This window comes from Legionella sp. km772 (assembly GCF_003989735.1).
Classification (GTDB): Bacteria; Pseudomonadota; Gammaproteobacteria; order Legionellales; family Legionellaceae; genus Legionella.
The window spans coordinates 1-19,121 of record NZ_RZGQ01000043.1 but is presented as its reverse complement, the minus strand read 5'-3'; the positions used below and the strand labels follow the sequence as shown (position 1 = coordinate 19,121).

The window sequence follows — 19,121 nt, the reverse complement described above, 5'->3', positions numbered from 1 at the left end:
AAAATCAAATAATCACTATAAAGATCAAGCATATCCATTTAATTCCCTCCCTAAAATTAAGGGCGGAATTCTAATGCTTTTTAGTCAAACTACAAGTTTATGTGCGTAACATGAGTTAATAGTAATAAATCGATACAATTTATTGAAAAGGAACAGCTAGGCCTTAACATCCATAAAACATTATTTAAGCTATCTATTGCCATCCAACAAGCTCAACAGTCTAAGCGGGGGAAATTAGAAGGCTCAGCCCTTGATTCGTATATTAAACAAATAGACGGTTTGGGCCGGCAGATGGATGCCATAGGAGTTTTAAATAAATGGCCTAGGACAAAAAAACTCCTTATCAATACCCTTATTAACCCCACATCAACTGATCAAGCTAAAGCTAAGCTAGCTCTATCTGAGCTCATGAATGAAACGGCAACGCAATCAAATCTAATCCTAGATCCTGAACGCAATAGTTATTACTTGATTAACCTTATGGTTCTCGTTCTTCCGAATATGGAAGATGCCCTAGACTCCATTTACAACAATCTTGCGATAATACTTGCGGATAAGCAATTTACTGTCCATGAGGCGCAGAATATCCTGGCAAGAAATGGTGAGTTAACCAAATGGATTACATTCTATGCCTACGCCGCTAATATTATTTCAGAAAAAGTCCCCCAATCAGTAGTTGATTATGTCCAAAAGGGGCTAAGTTCCTTACAGGACACAAACCTTTCTATCACTGAAGCTATAAATAATATCAATGCGTATAAGCAAAATACTGTTTCTGTGGAGGTAACTAATTCGATCGCTATTTTAGCGCATATTTACAATAATTTAGCCCAGCAATTGGATTGGGATTTACAAAAACGGATTGAACAGTATAAATTTTATCGCTTAATAATGCTCTTGGCTTTGCTTTTAGCAATGACCCTCTCATTGGCTGTGTTTGTTTATGCAAGGAAACACTGGCTTAATCAGGAAGAGGTGGAGAGAGCAGCGTACACTAACGCGATTTTGTCTACTGTTAAAGACGGCATTATTACTATTAACCCAAAGGGAATTATTGAAAATTTTAACCCCTCAGCTGAGCAAATTTTTGGTTATAAATCAGATGAGATTATCGGGAAAAATATCAATTTGCTCATGGTTACACTCTGCCATCCCAGTGATGATAATTATTGGCAATCCCTGAATAAAGTTAGAGGATCCCATGAAGCGAAATTAAGTAGCGAAGTAAGGGCGCGACATAAAGACGGCAGCCTTTTCACTATTGACCTCGATGTTGGAATATTTAGCGTCAATGAAAAAGAAATGGTGGTAGCCTCCATCCATGATATAACCCAAAGAAAAGAAGAGGAGCAGATGAAAAATGAGTTTATCTCTATTGCCAGCCATGAATTACGTACACCCATCACGTCTATTCGCGGGTCTTTAGATCTTATTCTAGGCCTTTATGGAAATGAAGTCCCTGATAAGGTTAGAAAGCTCTTCCACATCGCTCATGAAAACAGTAAATGCTTAATAGTTTTAATTAATGATATTTTAGATATTGATAAAATATCGTCGGGTTTGATGAAATTTAACTTAGAAAAACTAGACCTCAAAGAAATAACTCCAAACGTTGTAGAAGTAAATAAAGCTTACGCACAAAGGTTTAATACTGTAATCAACCTTAATCCTATACCCGAGGATCTTGTAATTGCAATAGATAGTTCTCGCTATGCCCAAGTATTATCCAATTAGCTTTCTAATGCAGCAAAGTTTTCTAAGCCCAATGGAGTTATTGATGTAATTATTACTGCCACAGATGATAAAGTGCGGATTTCCATTAGAGATTATGGCTGTGGGATTAGTCAGGAATTTAAATCAAGAATTTTTGGCAAATTTTCGCAAGAAAATACCTCTCTAGCGAGAGAAAAAGGGGGGAGTGGATTGGGGTTGAATATTAGTAAACAAATTGTTGAGCGAATGAATGGAGCTATCGGTTTTGAAACGCAATTAAACGAAGGAACTACCTTTTGGATAGAATTTCCGCGAGCTGTTTGAAACACAGCTTGAGCTAATTAGGCAGTTGGCTGCGAAAAATAACGCATAGTTGGGAATGATTTGAGAAGAAGAAGTCTGTATTATTACACTATAAATCAATAAATTATTGTAGCAACTGTCTTGAATTTTAATTCAAGACAGTTGCTACGGTCCTGGTATTAATAAGCATAAACGCACGACTTGGCGAACTCATAGGACTTTGGTATTAACGTCTTATATGGAGCACCATAGCTAGAATGTGGCGGTTTACTAAATCAAATGAAAAAACAGAAGGCATTCATCGAAAGAGGAAACTAATACAACGACGGGCTTATGGGTTTAGGAATTTTGAAAATTATCGAGTGCGGGTTAAGGTGTTCTGCGGGTGATTATCGCTGCCTCTTAAATGGGAAAGACCCAAATTATCTGCCATTGTGAACCAATGAGAACTGTTAAAAAAGTTTTAATTGGTACCGAGGGTCGGACTCGAACCGACATGATGTCACCACCAGCGGATTTTGAATCCGCCGCGTCTACCAATTCCGCCACCCCGGCATTGCCTTGCCATTATAACAAAGAAATAGATTCTAACAATGGCTTTAGTTAATTATCCTTGAATTTTGTTGTTAAGCTTAATTTATGATATAAAGCCTGATTGTTTTTGTAAGCTACTTGTATGAATTATTTACCATATATCGATGGGTTAAGAGCTATTGCCATTTTGTTGGTTTTATTTTTTCATGCAGACATAGCGTTTTTTCCTTCAGGATTTATCGGTGTTGATATTTTCTTTGTTATTTCAGGATTTTTAATCACTGGTATCATTTATACTTCACTAGATAAGGAAAAATTTTCTTTTGCTCGCTTTTATAGCCGTAGGCTTTGGCGATTACAACCCGTATTCATCTGTTTATTAGTGGCTACAAGTATTGCTGCTTTAATTTATTGTTTACCTGATGACTTAGTTCAATACAGTAAAAGCCTTCGTAAAACTTCTTTATACCTTTCAAATGTATTTTTTAGTAATTCAACCATAGGCTATTTTGCGCCAGATGGGAAACAATTGCCTTTACTGCATACTTGGTCTTTATCGATTGAATGGCAATGCTATCTTATTTTACCCTTATTATTATTTTTACTGCATCGCTGGGTTGCCAAGAAAAGACAGGCTACGGTAGTTTATCTAGTGACTGGACTGGCCTTTGCTTTAGCTCTCTATTGCTCTTTTAATCATGCAGCCTATAGTTACTATTTATTTTCTAGCCGAATTTTTGAGTTTTTCATCGGTTCATGTGTTGCCTTAAATCGCTCACGTTTGGCATTTAATCATTATTGGGCTAATGTCATAACTTTGTTAGCATTAAGTTCATTACTATATATATCAACTTTAAATGGGGTTGCCACGGGGTTCCCTAATTTTTACGCCTTTATTGTCTGTGTTGCCACTGCCTTGTTAATTCTTGCTGGCACCAATAAGGGCAATTCCTCTATTTTTGTAATAAAGTTATTGTCTACAGATGCTTTAGTAGGGATAGGGCTACTCTCTTATTCTCTCTATATTTGGCATTGGCCTATATTCGCTTTTAGTCGTTATTTAGGATTTGAAGAAAATTCAATAATGCTTTTTTTAATGTTTGCGGCGACTTTTCTTGTTGCGTATGGTTCTTGGCGTTTTATTGAAAAACCGGCACGACATTTTAGCTCGCTTTCTCTTTTTTCCACCTTAACTGTTTTACTGGTTGTCCCTATTCTTCTTGTCCATCTCGGTGCTTATGAAATTAAAAAGCAAGAAGGGTTTCCCCTTCGTTTTTCGAACGTGACTGATGCATTTTCCGAAACAAAGCGCTACCACAGCAAGTTACGGGAAAGCTGTTTAGTATCTACTGAAACAGCACTCCATCCAGATTGTATTATTGGGGTTAAAAATAATAGTGCTCATACAGCATTGATGATTGGGGATTCATTCTCCAATCATTATTGGCGATTTATTGAGCAATTTGCCCGGGAGGCAAAATTATCTATTGCTGCGCAGGCTACCGTCTCTTGTTTGACACTGCCAGGCATAAATCAGCGAGATTTTTTGCTTAAAAAAGGCTTATATAAAACCTGTCAAAAGCAAACTAATCACTATTATGAGCTGATAAAAAATAATCATTATAATTATGTTCTTATTGCTGCTAATTGGAATGGTTACCTGCAAGAGTTACTGACGCACCACAATAAAACCCTCTCAGTTCCTTTAGCCAGAAAACAAATTGGCCAGGCCTTAGATCGTGCTGTAGAGATTATTGTAAAAGCAGGTTCTAAGCCGGTATTGATTAAGGCTATTCCACTCAATCCTAAGGTTAATTCTAATTTGTGTTTTTTAAAGCATCTGAAACAACGAACCATTTATAAGCCGGAAGATTGTGATTATAAAGTGGTTCAACCCGAATGGCTGGAAAGCTTATTTGCGGATTTGGAAAAAAAATACCCTGAACTTATTGTTCTTGATCCACAACCGCTCCTGTGCCCAAATGGACTATGTAAGGTCGCTATCAACCAGGTGCCGGTTTTTAGAGATGCGGCCCATCTAACCGATTATGCATCCTATTTTCTAGGAAAAATGTATTTAGAGCGTTATAAAAATCCTTTTATTGTTTAGCTGGTTAGGGGGGCTTAGACTTCAACACCTACATCCCCTAAGAAAAATGATATATACTCAATGTACGATTATAGGAATAGCTCAATGAAAAAGAATACGATATTTTTTTACTTTCTTGCTAGCTTTGTCGTGGGCGGCTCGGGTTTTGCCACTACCTGTCCTGATCCTGACACCACTTCTTTGAAATGGGGAATAGTTCCAAAACCTTGGCAAGTTAATCCATTTTCACCCAACGATCCACAGGCTGATGAGCATACCCGCTTTGTAAAAGCGAATATTTTAGTCGCGGGCTATGGTCAAGGGGTCGCTTGTACTTATCGTATGACTGTGGGAAGTTATTCTATTTGGTGGCCAGTACTTACCAAAATTCCTGCACGCGTAGATTATCGTTGGATTGATACTTTGGGTGGCTTCGTATGTACTCAAGACCTAAGTGAATGTGAATTTGTAGTTGCCGAATCAGAGTAAAACCAGGCTTCCTCTCCCCATTAGTGAGAGGAGGCAAGGAAAAGCTCATTTAAATTCTATCCTCTGTAATATCAATCATCATTTGTAAGGATTTTTTGGCATTATCAATAACCCATTGTTGATCTTCATGGGGTAGGCGGTTTCGCAAGCCGCTAAATTCATTGACCACGTCTCCAGCTTTGACTTCATTATAGGGCATCGCTTTGCCTTGGCGTAATAAATCAACAAGCGCAACCAAATGGGGAGGATCATTGCGAGACATCGTAGCACAGCCACAACCAATCCCTTTTGCCTCATCCTTTTTCGGTGCTTCAGCGAGATTAACAACCTCTATATTGAGGTTTTTACAATATTGTTTGAGATTTTCTACCATATGATTTTCAGTCCCAATGGCATATTTTTTTGTCTGGGCTTTGTCATGAACAACATAATCCCAAATAAAGGCCGTAGAACCAGAATGATCTGCAACACGAATTACCTCGTTGCGGCATTCAGGGTGAACAATGGTGGTATAAGCTTGTGCTTTCCAATATTCACACATTTCGGGTTCATAATGAGTATGTACCGCACAATGACTAGCAAATAAAATGAGCTCGGACTTATCAAACTGGGCTAAGGTTTTTGCGTCTTGCGCAGGAAGGGAATATTGCGCACCAGCACTACCTCCTGGCCAGTAGGCTAGATTTTTAATACCTAACCAGTAGGCTACGTTTTCACCCATATGTTGATCGGGAATGAAGAGGATTTTTTTATTTTGCTTTTGTGCCCATTGAAAGATCTTTTTTACATTAGAGCTGGTGCATACAGCGCCCCCTTGAGCACCTGTCATCGCCTTTACCCGTCCAGAAGTATTCATATAGCATACGGGAAGAATATTTTCTGCGTCGTAGCGCTCATTTAAATCATTAAAAGCAGGCTCTACCATGAAATCTTTAGCCAGCATTTCCATAGTGCAGCCTGATTTGGGATTAGTAATATAAACTTGCTGATGTTTATTAGCTAGGATACTTATGGACTCGGCCATAAAGTGAACAGCCGATTCAATAATAACTGATTTTTCTGGATTCTCGGCAGCCATAAGAGCTAATTGATAAGAGTCGCCGATCTTACCGCCAAATTGCTCCACTAAACGTACTATATCACCACCCATATAATAATGAGCGAGCAATAATAATTTGTCCCCAAAATGATCTTGTGCTTTTTTAAGGTAGGGCTTCATCCATTCAAGCACGGTAGTAAGTTTTCGATCAGGAAGAGCTTGGTATTCTTCCGCATAAGGGATGAACTCTTCTTGGTACCAATCAATGGGGTAATCGCTTTGACAAATACTCATGTCATTACTGATCCGCATTAAAGTAGTTTCGGGTTGATAAATAGTGGAATTATTGAACATTAATGATAGCCTCTAGTCCAAATCAAGTTATTAAATAGAGTAGGTAGACTACTCCAGTGTATTATCGATTACCCCAAGTTTAGCAATGCTTTCTCGAGCATTAGGGTTTTTATGAGGAAAATCTTCGCGATAATGTCCACCCCGCGATTCTCGTCGTGCTAATGCTGCTATTACTATAAGTTTAGCATTTAAAATAATATTTCTTAGCTCAATAAAGTCTCGGGTTATCGAGTGATTCCAATAATATTCTTCAATGATTTTTTTGCGTTTAAGAATTAATTGTAATAAATCTTTAAGGCCTTCCTCGGTTCGAACAATGCCAGCATAGGAGGTCATTTCTCCTCGTAAACCACGCCATTGGGCATTAATTTGACTCGCTCGTCGATTATTGACTTCTCCCGGCGAGCTCCAACCCGCAATGTTGTTTGTCTGTTTTGGAGGATGAGCAATGTCTTTTAAGGTACATCGTGCCGCATTGGCTCCCATCACTAAGGCTTCAAGCAAAGAGTTACTCGCTAAACGATTGGCGCCATGCAAACCTGTAAATGCTACTTCACCGATGGCATATAAGCGCTGCAGATCAGTACGCCCGTCTACATCGGTTAAAACCCCGCCACATTGATAATGAGCCGCAGGTACTACGGGAATCATATCTTGGCTCATATCAATTCCTAAGGATAAGAGAGTATTAAAAATTTGCGGAAAACGTTTTTTCAGGAAAGCTTTACTTTGATGAGTAATATCGAGATGTACGTAGCCTTTTTGGCTTTGTTCGATTTCATTAAAAATAGCGCGAGCTACAACATCGCGAGTTGCAAGCTCCAGGTGTTCTGGAGCATACTGTTTCATAAAACGTTCACCGGTATCTGGATTTCTCAATATACCTCCTTCACCACGCACGGCTTCGGAGATTAAAAAATTATTTACTTTATGGTGATGTAACAAAGTAGGGTGGAATTGGTAAAACTCCATGTTGCCTACCCGAGCACCGGCGCGGTAGGCCATTGCGACACCATCCCCCGTTGCTACCATAGGATTGGTGGTGTAGCGATAGGTTTTTCCAGCGCCGCCCGTGGCTAAAATGACACAATTAGCTAAAAAGGTATGAATACGATTGTGTTGACAATCTAAAATATAGGCCCCTAAAACCTCTCCTTGGATATCAGTTCGATGCGGATGGTAATGGGTAATTAAGTTAACAGCGATATGATGTTCAAAAATTTGGATTTGCTTCTTTTGTTGCACTAGAAGGTTTAGTGTCTGGGTTACACTAAGCCCTGTTTGGTCCCCGCAATTATATATGCGTCGATGTGAATGGCCCCCTTCTTGGGCTAAATGGAAATCGCCATTACCGAGGCGGGTGAACTCTACCGAATAAGAATTTAATTGTTTAATGAGCTCCGGACCTTGACGAATAATAAACTCCACTGCAGGGCGATAGCATAGGCCATCACCGGCAAGAAGCGTATCGTCAACATGCGACTCCAAAGTGTCCTCAAGGGTTGATACCGCCGCTATGCCGCCTTGGGCATAACGACTATTGCATTCCATTGTTTCTGCTTTGCTAATTAAAGCAATTTTTAACCTAGGCTGCATTTCTAACAGCTGTAGGCAATAATGTAATCCTGCTAATCCGGTACCGATAACGAGCACATCGAATTGGTAGGATTGTCCTTGTTGTGATTCCCTTTGGGTCATGAAAATGCCTTCACTAATTGCATAGCTAGTCCGGTATAAGTTTCCGGTGTCAGTTTAATCAATTGAATCTTAGCTTCCTCTGGAATAGATAATTGCGTGATAAAATTTTTCAGACTATGAGCATCAATGCCCTGACCGCGGGTCAAATCTTTTAATTGTTCATAAGCATTAGGAACGTTATAGCGACGCATTACTGTTTGTATAGCTTCTGCTAAAACCTCCCAGTTGTCATCTAAGTCAGCTTGTAATGCTTGCTTATTGATTTGTAATTTGTCATTGCCTTTCGCGATAGAATGATAAGCAATTAAGCTGTAAGAGAAAGCGACACCAATATTCCGCAATACGGTCGAATCCGATAAATCACGTTGCAGGCGAGACTGAGTTAATTTGTTAGCGAAATGGCAAAAAAGAGCATTGGATAAACCTAAATTCCCTTCCGCATTTTCAAAATCAATAGGGTTTACTTTGTGCGGCATGGTGGAGGATCCCACTTCGCCTGCTACTGTTTTTTGTTTGAAATAGCCCAATGAAATATAGCTCCAAATATCTTGGGTATAATCTAAGAGAATGTTATTAATGCGTACCATAATTTGCGAAACTTCAGCCAAACCATCGTGCGGCTCAATCTGCGTTGTATAAGGATTAAATGATAATCCTAGAGAAGTCACAAAGTTTGCACAATGCTTACGCCAGTCTACGTCTGGATAGGCAATAACGTGAGCATTATAGTTGCCAACAGCGCCATTAAATTTGCCAGGAACGAGCACTTCGGCTAATTGCTGTAAGGGTCTTTTTAAGCGTGCCACAAAATTAACCAGCTCTTTGCCCATAGTTGTGGGGGTGGCAGGCTGTCCATGAGTACGAGCAAGCATAGCTGCATCACCGTGCTGCTTGGCTAATAAAGTGATTCCGCCCGTAATTTCAGCAAGTGCGGGTTGCATTACTTGCGCAATGGCCTGCTTTACCATTAAGGCATAGGCAAGATTATTAATGTCTTCTGAGGTACAGGCAAAATGAATAAAACCAACAATCGCTTGCAGATCTGGTTTTTGTTGAAATTTTTCTTTTAAATAATATTCAATTGCTTTTACATCATGGTTCGTTTGCTTTTCAAGATCCTTTATTTTGGCGGCTTCAATTTCATCAAAATTGGTGAGTATATCGCTAAGAAATTGTTTCGCATCATTATCAAGCGAAGGAATATCCGAAATACTTTCATTGGCTGTTAATGATTCTAGCCAGCGAATTTCTACCATTAAGCGATAGTAAGTTAAAGCAAGCTCACTAAAATAGGGGCTTAATGCTCTAGTTTTACCAAGGTAACGACCATCAATGGGTGAAATGGCGTTTAATGCGGTGAGTGTCATAGGAGCGTTTATCCGAGTTTATAAAGAGTATATGATATTAGATGATAGCCAATATGTGAATTAAAGTACGACATTTAAATGCCAAAATTTAGATTTTTTTGCATTTTCAAGAATTTTACGCCGCGAAAGTAATAGTTTCTTTACGATACTCCCTTAAATTTTTTAAATTAAAGCCTATAATTGCTTCTATTTATCAGCAATGTTGGTTGTTATGAATGCATTTATCGAATCTTATCGCGCCGGCTTATTTCAAAAAGCAGCTTGGTTACCCAATATTATTTCCGGCATCATTGTAGGAGTAGTAGCCTTACCTTTGGCAATGGCCTTTGCAATAGCATCGGGTGCTAAACCTGAGCAAGGCTTATATACAGCAATTATTGCCGGCTTTTTAGTTTCTCTTTTCGGGGGTAGCCGTTTACAAATAGCAGGACCTACCGGGGCTTTTGTTGTGATTCTTTCAGGAATTACTGCTAAATACGGTATAAGCGGTTTGCAAATAGCCACTTTAATGGCTGGATTAATCTTACTTTTATTTGGTTTAGCGCGTTTAGGTGGCATTATTAAATTTATTCCAATACCCGTTATTGTTGGGTTTACTGCCGGTATCGGTTTAGTAATTTGGATTGGCCAATGGTCTTATTTTTTTGGTTTACCCGAAACTAGTGGTGGGCACTTTCATGAACGTTTATGGCATTTGGTGCAAGCACTTCCTCATTTAAATCTTCCCACCACTTTATTGGGTTTAGCTTCTTTACTTGTTGTATTATTTATCAATAAAGTACCAGGATTTAAAAAAATCCCTGGACCGCTGGTGGCCTTAGTCTTCGCAACTATTTTCCAAGCTTTTTACCATTCGGCGGAGATAGCAACCATTGGAAGTTTGTTTGGTGGTATTCCTCAAGGGTTGCCTCATTTTAGTTTGCCTGCACTGAGTATTGATAGAATAATTGAACTTATTGCTCCGGCATTTACTATTGCTATGTTAGGTGCTATTGAATCTCTTTTATCTGCGGTTGTTGCCGATGGAATGGCGGGAACACGGCATGATTCAAATCAAGAGTTAATAGGGCAGGGCATTGCCAACATTGTAACCCCATTCTTTGGGGGCTTTGCTGCAACAGGAGCAATAGCCCGTACGGCTACCAATATTCGTAACGGGGGAACTAGTCCATTATCCGGCATGATTCACTCTTTAACTCTAGTGCTGATAATTTTGTTTTTAGCGCCTTTGGCTATTTATGTGCCCTTAACCACCTTAGCCGCTATTTTATTTGTAGTGGCATGGAACATGAGTGAAGTTAAACATTTCCTTAAAATTATTCGTGTAGCACCGAAAGCGGATGTGATCGTCTTGCTGGTGACTTTTGTCCTAACCGTGTTTGTGGATTTAGTAATAGCAGTCAATATAGGGGTAATTATTGCTGTTTTACATTTCTTACGACGTATGGCTTCAAGTGTTGCGGTTCAGCAAATGACTGAACAACAAATCATTCAGGAAGTGCAAGAGAATAAGGCTTTTGTTTTACCCCGAGGTTTAGCTGTTTATACTATTGAAGGCCCTTTTTTCTTCGCAGCTGTAGAGGTATTTCAACATGCCTTAGCCATTACCCATACTGATCCAAAAGTGCTAATCTTACGTTTTCGTTGGGTACCGTTTATAGACCTAAGTGGCTTACAATCTTTAGAAGAAGTCATTAAGGATTTACATCAGAGAGCGGTGCAGGTGATGCTTTGTGAGACCAATGCTTTAGTTGAGGGTAAAATGCGTAAAGCTGGGATTGTCTCTTTAATTGGGGAAACTAATTTTCATAAAGAGTTTTCTTTAGCCCTAAGAAGGGCTGATATTGATGTTTTTCATTCCCATAATCAAACAATTTCAGTAGAATGAAGTCATTTTATGGATTTGAGGTGGGTATGACAGTGAGTAAGCACACTATTGATTTAGCACAGCTTGGAATGGCCGATTTAGAGCAAGTTGGCGGTAAGAATGCTTCCTTAGGTGAAATGATTTCTCATCTTTCTTCACTTGGTGTTTCAGTTCCTGGTGGATTTGCTACGACTGCTGATTCATTCAAAGAGTTTTTATCTGCTGAGGGTTTAGATAAAAAGATTTATGCTAAATTATCATCCTTAGACACTGATGATGTGCGTGAGCTTGCGCTCGTTGGTAAGGAAATAAGAGAGTTAATCTTAAATACGCCTTTTACTCCTGAGTTTGAAAGCGAAGTACGAAGCTCTTATACAGAGTTAGTAAAGCGTATTGGTCATGATGATTTTAGTGTAGCGGTTCGTTCTTCAGCGACTGCCGAAGATTTGCCTGACGCATCGTTTGCCGGCCAACAAGAAACCTATTTAAACGTGAAAGGTGTTGATAATGTTTTAAATGCCATTAAATTGGTGTTTGCTTCTTTATTTAATGACCGTGCCATAGCTTATCGCGTGCATCATCAATTCGCCCATCATGATGTTGCTTTATCAGCAGGAATCCAACAAATGGTGCGGAGTGATTTAGCCGTTAGTGGGGTTATGTTCACTATGGATACTGAATCCGGATTTGATGAGGTCGTCTTTATTACCTCTTCCTATGGTCTTGGTGAGATGGTGGTTCAAGGTGCGGTGAATCCCGATGAATTTTATGTCCACAAACCGGGTTTAAAAGCAAACAAACCTGCGCTCATCCGTAAAAATTTAGGATCTAAAGCGATAAAAATGATTTATAACGCTGATCCTAACTCACTACAACGCGTTAAAACAGTCGAGGTAGATTCTGCGCAACGTTTGGTTTTTTCTTTAACTCATGAGGAAGTAGAGCAATTAGCACGCCAAGCCTTAATTATAGAAAAACATTACGGCCGTCCTATGGATATCGAATGGGCGAAAGACGGTACTAATGGGCAGTTATATATATTACAGGCGCGGCCAGAAACAGTAAAAAGCCGCGATAATAAACAAGTATTAGAGCGTTATACCTTACAACAGCAAAGCGAAATTTTAGCGGAAGGCCGTAGTATTGGCCAACGCATTGGCCAAGGTATTGCCCGAGTTATCAATGACATCAGTGAAATGGATAAGGTTCAAGCCGGTGATGTCCTAATTTCTGACATGACGGATCCTGATTGGGAGCCTATCATGAAAAGGGCGGCAGCGATTGTTACTAATCGCGGTGGGAGAACCTGTCATGCGGCGATTATTGCGCGAGAATTGGGCATTCCTGCAGTAGTTGGTTGCGGTGATGCAACTAAAACAATTCGCGATGGTGATAAGGTAACCGTGAGTTGTGCTGAAGGGGATACCGGTTTTGTCTATGCTGGAATTTTACCCTTTGAGCGTGCACGCCTGGATGTTGAAACGATGCCTGAACTGCCTATTAAGGTCATGTTGAATGTGGGTAATCCCGAGCGTGCTTTTTCTTTCCAAGCTATCCCCAATTCAGGGGTCGGTTTGGCGCGACTAGAATTTTTAATATCTAATACCATTGGCATTCATCCTAATGCGCTTCTGGATTTTGATAAGCTGCAGGATGAACAATTGAAGCATTATATTAGTGAGAAAACGGCAGCTTATGCTTCACCTGTTGAATTTTACATTGAGCGTTTAAAAGAAGGCATTGCAACCATTGCTGCTGCTTTTTATCCCAAACCAGTGATAGTGCGTTTATCCGATTTTAAATCGAACGAATATGCTAATTTGATTGGAGGTGCTCTTTATGAGCCTCACGAAGAAAATCCTATGTTAGGATTTAGAGGGGCATCTCGCTATGTTTCTTCATCGTTTGCTGAATGTTTTGCGTTAGAATGCAAGGCAGTAAGGCGGGTGCGCGAGGAAATGGGGCTTAGCAATGTTGAGATCATGATTCCTTTTGTGAGGACAGTAGCTGAGGCCAGTAATGTGATTGAAGTGTTAAAGCAACATGGCCTTGAGCGGGGTAAACATGGTTTGCGCATTATTATGATGTGTGAGTTACCTTCTAACGCTTTATTAGCGGAGCAATTTTTAGAGTATTTCGATGGCTTTTCTATTGGCTCAAATGATTTAACGCAACTTACCCTTGGCCTAGATCGGGATTCAGGACTAATTGCTGCCCAATTTGATGAACGAAATGATGCAGTAAAAGCTTTGTTGCATATGGCCATTGCTGCCTGTAAAAAAGCAGGGAAATACATTGGCATCTGTGGCCAAGGGCCTTCGGATCATCAGGATTTTGCGCAATGGCTTATGAAAGAGGGAATAGATAGTGTTTCCTTAAATCCTGATTCGGTTTTAGAAACCTGTCTTTTTTTAGCTAAACATTAATCATGCACTATTTAATTAAGTCTGCGATTTTATTCGTGCTTACTCCTGTACTTGCTTATGCCGGTACAGCAGAGCATGTTGATCCCATTGCCTCTGTAATTTTAGTGGTCACTAGCCTGTTTTTCTTTGCTCTTATAGGACGTTATTTAGCTGATCGCCTTAATTTCCCAGGGGTTCTCGGCGAGCTCTTAATGGGAGTTTTGCTCGGCAATGTGTGTTATTTTTGCGGCTTACAATTAATGGTCATTTTAAGGGAAGGCTCTTCTATTTTTGATATTATGAAGAATATGTTGAGTGGGATCTCTTTAACGGAATCGGTTGCTCAGGTCATACCCAATAAGGTCTATGCACAGCAAGTTACTCAGGCTTTAAGTGGTTCTCATGGTATTGATTATTTAAAAATCGCCTACACTGTAGATATTTTTTCTCGCTATGGCGTCATTTTTTTATTATTCATGGTGGGCTTAGAAAGCTCTCTTGAGGAATTAAAACGCACGGGAAAAGCATCCATTATTGTTGCTCTTATTGGCGTGATTGCTCCGATGATTTTGGGGTTTGGTATTGCCTGTATATTAATGCCAACTGCATCCTATCAAGCCGATTTGTTTGTCGCTGCTACCCTAAGCGCTACTAGTATTGGAATTACCGCGCGGGTGTTAACTGATATGAAAAAGTTGAATACTCGTGAGGCGAGGACCATTCTGGGTGCTGCGATGATCGATGACATTCTGGGTTTGATTATTCTAGCAGTAGTCAGTAGCATTGTTATTAGTGGGTCAGTGGACCCTATGGTAGTAGTAAGAATAATTTTTGCATCAGTAGCTTTTTTCTTAGGTGTTATTCTTTTAGGTCCTCCGATTTTACGAAAAGCGATCGCCTTTTTTAGCTTTTTGGACGTTTGGGAAGTCAAACTATTTATTTCCTTTCTCTTTGTCATGGCTTTAGCTTGGCTTGCTTCTTTCGTTGAATTGGCAGCGATAATAGGAGCATTTGCTGCGGGCGTGATTCTTCATGACAATTACTTTAAAAAATGTGCTGAGGAACATAAAGAAAAAAATATCAGCATTCATCAATTAATCTCTCCTCTTGAATCCATTTTAGCCCCTATGTTTTTTATGGTGATTGGTATTCAAGTAAAATTAGAATCTTTCCTCAATCTACAGGTGCTTTTTTTAGCCAGTGGTTTAATTATTGCTGCGATAATAGGCAAATTACTAAGTGGTTTAGGAGGAAATAGTAAAGATGACCGCTTATTAATTGGCATCGGTATGTTACCTCGCGGGGAAGTCGGTTTGGTTTTTGCATCGATAGGACGTACTCTTGGTGTAGTTTCTGATCAGTTATTTTCTGCCATAGTCTTGATGGTTATTGTTACGACCTTTATTGCCCCGCCTTTGTTAAAGGCACGTTATTCTAAAAAAGGAACCTCCAGTTGAACAACATTGATATAGCACAAGTACAAGCCGATGTTCGTCTTGCCCTTCAAGAAGATCTAGGTGGTGGTGATGTTACTGCTGAATTATTACCTGAGGAGCTTTGGGTTGAGGCAGAAATAATCACCCGCGAGCCTATGCTTGTTTGTGGCCAGGAATGGGTAGAGCAAGTTTTTCAGCAAGTAGATACAACGATACACATTGATTGGCATGTCGCAGAAGGGCAGTGGTTGAATACACCACAATCATTATGCCACCTCAAAGGAAAGGCGCGAAGTATTTTAACTGCTGAACGAACGGCTTTAAATTTTTTACAAACCTTATCGGCTACGGCCACGCAAACTTATCATTATGTTCAAAAGCTAAAAGGTACATCGACCCGTTTGTTAGATACCCGAAAAACTATTCCCGGACTTCGTTTTGCGCAGAAATACGCTGTACGTTGTGCAGGAGGAGTGAATCATCGCATAGGCCTTTATGACGCATTTCTCATCAAGGAAAACCATATAAAATCTTGTGGTTCAATAGCCTCTGCTATTAATTCAGCTCGTCAAGCAGGTAAGACGCTATTGGTTGAAACTGAAGTGGAAAATTTGACTGAGTTAAAAGAGGCCTTAGAGGCTGGGCCTGATCGAATTTTATTAGATAATTTTACACAAGAGATGCTCGTTGAGGCAGTAAAAATGAATCATGCCAAACAATGCTCTTTAGAGGCATCAGGCGGCATTACTCTTGATAATATTGCGGAAGTAGCACGTAGTGGTGTGGATTTTATTTCTGTAGGAGCAATTACTAAATCAATTCAAGCGATTGATTTAAGTTTATTAGTTAGGGAACTTATATGAGTCCAAGTATTGTCTTTACCGGAGGCGGAACAGCCGGCCATGTCACACCTAATTTAGCTTTAATTAATAATTTTAAACGCGATGGTTGGACGATTAATTACATTGGTTCTGCTGAGGGTATTGAAAAGAAGATGATTGAAGCTATTAATATCCCTTTTCATCCCGTGAGCAGTGGCAAATTACGCCGTTATTTTAGTTTAAAAAATATTTTTGATCCTTTTAAAATTCTTATCGGTATAGGCCAATCTTTTCGGCTATTCCAACAGCTTAAACCTGATGTGGTTTTTTCCAAAGGCGGCTTTGTAGCCTTTCCGGTCGTAGTCGGTGCCTGGCTTAATCGTATTCCGGTTATTGCTCATGAGTCAGATATGAGCCCGGGGCTTGCTAATAAATTATCTTTTCCCTTCGTGAATAAAATTTGTCTTACTTTTGAGGCCGGAAAAAAGCATTTTAAACAACAAGAAAAAATTGAGGTAACAGGAACTCCGATTCGTCAACAATTGTTTCAAGGCAATAAAGAAAAAGGCTTAGCCCTTTGTGGTTTTAATGCAGAAAAACCTTGTATCTTAATAATTGGTGGTAGTTTAGGGGCTGGTTCTATTAATCAAAGTGTGCGGGCAGCATTAAAGCAGCTTACCCCTGATTTTCAAATCATCCATTTATGCGGAAAAGGTAAAGTTGATGAGACTTTAACCGGAATCGCTGGGTATTGTCAGTTGGACTATGCTAATGAAGAATTAGCTGATTTATTCGCAGCAACGAGTATTGTAATCTCAAGAGCAGGTGCAAATTCTTTATATGAAATTCTAGCTTTAGGCAAACCCCATGTTTTAATTCCATTATCTGCCCAAGTAAGTAGGGGTGATCAAATTCAAAATGCGCGTTATTTTCAAGGTCTAGGAATTAGTGTGGTTATTCAAGATGAGCTTTTGAATGCGGATACTCTATTAAAAGCTATTGCGGAGGTTAACCAACATCAAAATGAAATTCAAGATAAAATTGAAAACCTAAATATCCAATCAGCGGAAGAAAAAATAGTAGCGATCATTAAGGAGCAAGCCCATGTTCAATCCCCAAGGACTGTATGATTATGTTTGCCAGCAGTGGGAGGAAGAAATCCTACCCAGCTTATGTAATTATATAAAAATACCCAATAAGTCGCCTCATTTTGATAGTAAATGGCAAGAGCATGGTTATATGGAGCAAGCAGTCAACCATATCGCCTCCTGGTGTAAATTGCATGCTCCTACCGGGATGAAACTTGAAATAGTTCGCTTAGAAGGACGTACTCCACTGATCTTTATAGAGATACCAGGACAAATTGACGAAACAGTGATGCTCTATGGTCATTTGGATAAGCAGCCTGAAATGGTGGGGTGGGATGAAGACTTAAGTCCTTGGACTCCGGTGATTAAAAATGGTCGCCTTTATGGGCGAGGTGGAGCTGATGATGGTTACTCCGCATATGCGTCCTTAACCGCAATTCGTGCTTTGGAGCAACAGGGCATTTCCTACCCTCGTTGTGTAATGATTATCGAAGCCTGCGAAGAAAGTGGCAGTTATGATTTACCCTTTTATATCGAGCTTTTGAAAGAGCGCATTGGGAAACCTTCTTTGGTTATTTGCCTCGATTCTGGGGCAGGAAATTATGAGCAACTTTGGATGACTACGTCTCTACGAGGCAATGTCGTAGGCGAGCTATCAGTTGAACTAATTAATGAAGGTGTTCATTCCGGGAGTGCTAGTGGAATTGTTGCAGACAGCTTTCGTGTTGCCCGGCAATTAATTAGTCGTATCGAAGAGGAGGCTAGTGGAGAAATTAAATTAGCTCAACTTTATTGTGATATTCCAGAAGAGCGAATTGAGCAGGCAAAGCAATGTGCTGAAGCACTCGGTGAGCAAGTATACTCAGAATTCCCTTGGCATCAAGATGTACAACCTCTCACAGAAAACGGCCAACAGCTTATTTTAAATCGTACCTGGCGGCCTGCTTTAACGGTTACGGGTGCGGATGGTTTCCCTCCCATTGCTAATGCAGGCAATGTTATGCGACCCTACACTCGCCTTAAATTATCAATGCGCCTGCCTCCTTTAGCTGATCCTAAGCTAGCCGCCGCCGCGATGATAGAGGCCTTGACCCACAATCCACCCTATAATGCAAAGGTATCCTTTAAAGTAGGTGATGGCTCTAAAGGATGGAATGCCCCAATCTTATCGGACTGGTTAGCCAAAGCTGCTGATGAAGCATCAAACCTTTATTACGGTAGAACAGCAGCCTATATTGGCGAGGGGGGCACAATTCCCTTCATGGGAATGCTAGGGGAGCAGTTTCCCGAGGCGCAATTTATGATTACGGGCGTCTTAGGACCTCATTCCAATGCTCATGGTCCAAATGAGTTTCTTCATTTGGATATGGTAAGGAAATTAACCGCCTGTGTGTCCTATGTTTTATATAGTTTCTCCTTGAAAAATAAATAAAATTATATGGACAAATAAGTATAGTTTATATATATTTATTTGCGGCTCTGGAACGAGCCGTCAGTCCAACAATTAGGAGAAAATCATGAAAGCAAGATTTATTGCTATTTTATTATCATTTTTTGTTATATCGCTGTCTCTTCAAGCCGCGCCAGCGGCCGCAGAGTCTTCCAATACCCCTTTGAAAATAGATTTGAATAAGGCCGACCTTAAGATTCTCACCGGTTCTTTTAAAGGTATTGGCAAAAAAAGAGCGGAAGCCATTATTGCCTATCGGGATAGTCATCAAGGCTTTAAATCTATTGAAGAATTAGCTGAGGTCAAAGGCCTTGGTCAGCATTTTATGGAAAGTAATCGCGAAAAGTGGCATGGTTCAAATAACCCCTGTTTTAGTGAGCACTGAGCGTGCGTAATCCTGCCCTGATGTGTTATGATTTGGGCATGAATTAATGATTCAATTGCTCTTTAAAAAGATCTAGAGAACTA

13 protein-coding genes, 1 tRNA gene and 2 pseudogenes are annotated in these 19,121 nt (G+C 39.9%); 12 read left to right on the top strand and 4 right to left on the bottom strand.

Annotation, left to right across the window (positions count from 1 at the left end; genetic code table 11):
• Window positions 1–291: 291 nt before the first annotated feature.
• The 3 genes and pseudogenes from ELY15_RS06695 to ELY15_RS06685 form a co-directional block, all read left to right on the top strand.
• Window positions 292–1,734, top strand: coding sequence for a PAS domain S-box protein (locus ELY15_RS06695; RefSeq protein WP_127098890.1), 1,443 nt, complete (start codon window positions 292–294; stop codon window positions 1,732–1,734).
• 12 nt (window positions 1,735–1,746) lie between these two features.
• Window positions 1,747–2,037 (top strand): annotated as a pseudogene (locus tag ELY15_RS06690) (sensor histidine kinase); the annotation flags it as partial.
• Between the two features lie 227 nt (window positions 2,038–2,264).
• A pseudogene (locus ELY15_RS06685) lies at window positions 2,265–2,405 on the top strand (transposase); the annotation flags it as partial.
• A 79-nt stretch (window positions 2,406–2,484) separates the two neighbouring features.
• On the opposite strand, the gene ELY15_RS06680 reads toward ELY15_RS06685, so the two are convergent.
• A tRNA-Leu gene (locus ELY15_RS06680) sits at window positions 2,485–2,571 on the bottom strand.
• A gap of 121 nt (window positions 2,572–2,692) precedes the next feature.
• On the opposite strand from ELY15_RS06680, the gene ELY15_RS06675 reads away from it, so the two are divergent.
• Window positions 2,693–4,660, top strand: a complete 1,968-nt coding sequence (locus ELY15_RS06675) for an acyltransferase family protein (protein ID WP_127098888.1) — start codon at window positions 2,693–2,695, stop codon at window positions 4,658–4,660.
• A gap of 84 nt (window positions 4,661–4,744) precedes the next feature.
• Window positions 4,745–5,128 (top strand): DUF3757 domain-containing protein, encoded by a 384-nt coding sequence (locus ELY15_RS06670; RefSeq protein ID WP_127098887.1) that lies wholly within the window; start codon window positions 4,745–4,747, stop codon window positions 5,126–5,128.
• A gap of 49 nt (window positions 5,129–5,177) precedes the next feature.
• On the opposite strand, the gene nadA is transcribed toward ELY15_RS06670, so the two are convergent.
• From nadA to purB, 3 genes are read right to left on the bottom strand one after another with little or no spacing between them, the layout of a single operon-like run.
• Window positions 5,178–6,521, bottom strand: coding sequence for a quinolinate synthase NadA (gene nadA, locus ELY15_RS06665; RefSeq protein WP_127098886.1), 1,344 nt, complete (start codon window positions 6,519–6,521; stop codon window positions 5,178–5,180).
• A gap of 48 nt (window positions 6,522–6,569) precedes the next feature.
• Entirely contained in the window at window positions 6,570–8,219 is a 1,650-nt protein-coding gene (nadB, locus tag ELY15_RS06660) for an L-aspartate oxidase (protein WP_127098885.1), read from the bottom strand.
• Complete coding sequence (gene purB / locus ELY15_RS06655; protein ID WP_127098884.1) at window positions 8,216–9,586, bottom strand: adenylosuccinate lyase; 1,371 nt, start codon at window positions 9,584–9,586, stop codon at window positions 8,216–8,218. The genes nadB and purB overlap by 4 nt, the downstream gene beginning before the upstream one ends.
• A 211-nt stretch (window positions 9,587–9,797) precedes the next feature.
• Here purB and ELY15_RS06650 point away from each other — a divergent pair, with 211 nt between their 5' ends.
• The 7 genes from ELY15_RS06650 (at window position 9,798) to ELY15_RS06620 (ending at window position 19,038) form a co-directional block, all read left to right on the top strand.
• Window positions 9,798–11,474, top strand: a complete 1,677-nt coding sequence (locus ELY15_RS06650; protein ID WP_127098883.1) for a SulP family inorganic anion transporter — start codon at window positions 9,798–9,800, stop codon at window positions 11,472–11,474.
• A gap of 26 nt (window positions 11,475–11,500) precedes the next feature.
• Window positions 11,501–13,879: a phosphoenolpyruvate synthase gene (ppsA, locus tag ELY15_RS06645; protein WP_127098891.1), complete on the top strand. Its 2,379-nt coding sequence runs from the start codon at window positions 11,501–11,503 to the stop codon at window positions 13,877–13,879.
• 2 nt (window positions 13,880–13,881) lie between these two features.
• On the top strand, window positions 13,882–15,315 hold the full coding sequence (locus ELY15_RS06640) for a cation:proton antiporter (RefSeq protein ID WP_127098882.1): 1,434 nt from the start codon (window positions 13,882–13,884) through the stop codon (window positions 15,313–15,315).
• Window positions 15,312–16,157, top strand: coding sequence for a carboxylating nicotinate-nucleotide diphosphorylase (gene nadC / locus ELY15_RS06635; RefSeq protein ID WP_127098881.1), 846 nt, complete (start codon window positions 15,312–15,314; stop codon window positions 16,155–16,157). Before ELY15_RS06640 ends, nadC begins: the two co-directional genes overlap by 4 nt.
• The gene (locus ELY15_RS06630) at window positions 16,154–17,245 is read left to right on the top strand and encodes an undecaprenyldiphospho-muramoylpentapeptide beta-N-acetylglucosaminyltransferase (RefSeq protein WP_127098880.1); all 1,092 of its coding nucleotides are present in this window, start codon (window positions 16,154–16,156) and stop codon (window positions 17,243–17,245) included. Before nadC ends, ELY15_RS06630 begins: the two co-directional genes overlap by 4 nt.
• Entirely contained in the window at window positions 17,220–18,635 is a 1,416-nt protein-coding gene (locus tag ELY15_RS06625) for a M20 family metallopeptidase (protein ID WP_127098879.1), read from the top strand. The genes ELY15_RS06630 and ELY15_RS06625 overlap by 26 nt, the downstream gene beginning before the upstream one ends.
• Before the next feature lie 85 nt (window positions 18,636–18,720).
• Entirely contained in the window at window positions 18,721–19,038 is a 318-nt protein-coding gene (locus ELY15_RS06620) for a helix-hairpin-helix domain-containing protein (RefSeq protein ID WP_127098878.1), read from the top strand.
• Window positions 19,039–19,121: the final 83 nt, after the last annotated feature.

Bases quoted from the DNA above. Each gene is read 5' to 3' on its own strand.
- ELY15_RS06625 (WP_127098879.1), top strand. From the start codon at position 17,220: ATGTTCAATCCCCAAGGACTGTATGATTATGTTTGCCAGCAGTGGGAG.
- purB (WP_127098884.1), bottom strand. From the start codon at position 9,586: ATGACACTCACCGCATTAAACGCCATTTCACCCATTGATGGTCGTTAC.
- ELY15_RS06670 (WP_127098887.1), top strand. From the start codon at position 4,745: ATGAAAAAGAATACGATATTTTTTTACTTTCTTGCTAGCTTTGTCGTG.
- nadA (WP_127098886.1), bottom strand. From the start codon at position 6,521: ATGTTCAATAATTCCACTATTTATCAACCCGAAACTACTTTAATGCGG.
- ELY15_RS06630 (WP_127098880.1), top strand. From the start codon at position 16,154: ATGAGTCCAAGTATTGTCTTTACCGGAGGCGGAACAGCCGGCCATGTC.
- ELY15_RS06650 (WP_127098883.1), top strand. From the start codon at position 9,798: ATGAATGCATTTATCGAATCTTATCGCGCCGGCTTATTTCAAAAAGCA.
- ELY15_RS06695 (WP_127098890.1), top strand. From the start codon at position 292: ATGGATGCCATAGGAGTTTTAAATAAATGGCCTAGGACAAAAAAACTC.
- ELY15_RS06640 (WP_127098882.1), top strand. From the start codon at position 13,882: ATGCACTATTTAATTAAGTCTGCGATTTTATTCGTGCTTACTCCTGTA.
- ELY15_RS06620 (WP_127098878.1), top strand. From the start codon at position 18,721: ATGAAAGCAAGATTTATTGCTATTTTATTATCATTTTTTGTTATATCG.
- ELY15_RS06675 (WP_127098888.1), top strand. From the start codon at position 2,693: ATGAATTATTTACCATATATCGATGGGTTAAGAGCTATTGCCATTTTG.
- nadB (WP_127098885.1), bottom strand. From the start codon at position 8,219: ATGACCCAAAGGGAATCACAACAAGGACAATCCTACCAATTCGATGTG.
- ppsA (WP_127098891.1), top strand. From the start codon at position 11,501: ATGACAGTGAGTAAGCACACTATTGATTTAGCACAGCTTGGAATGGCC.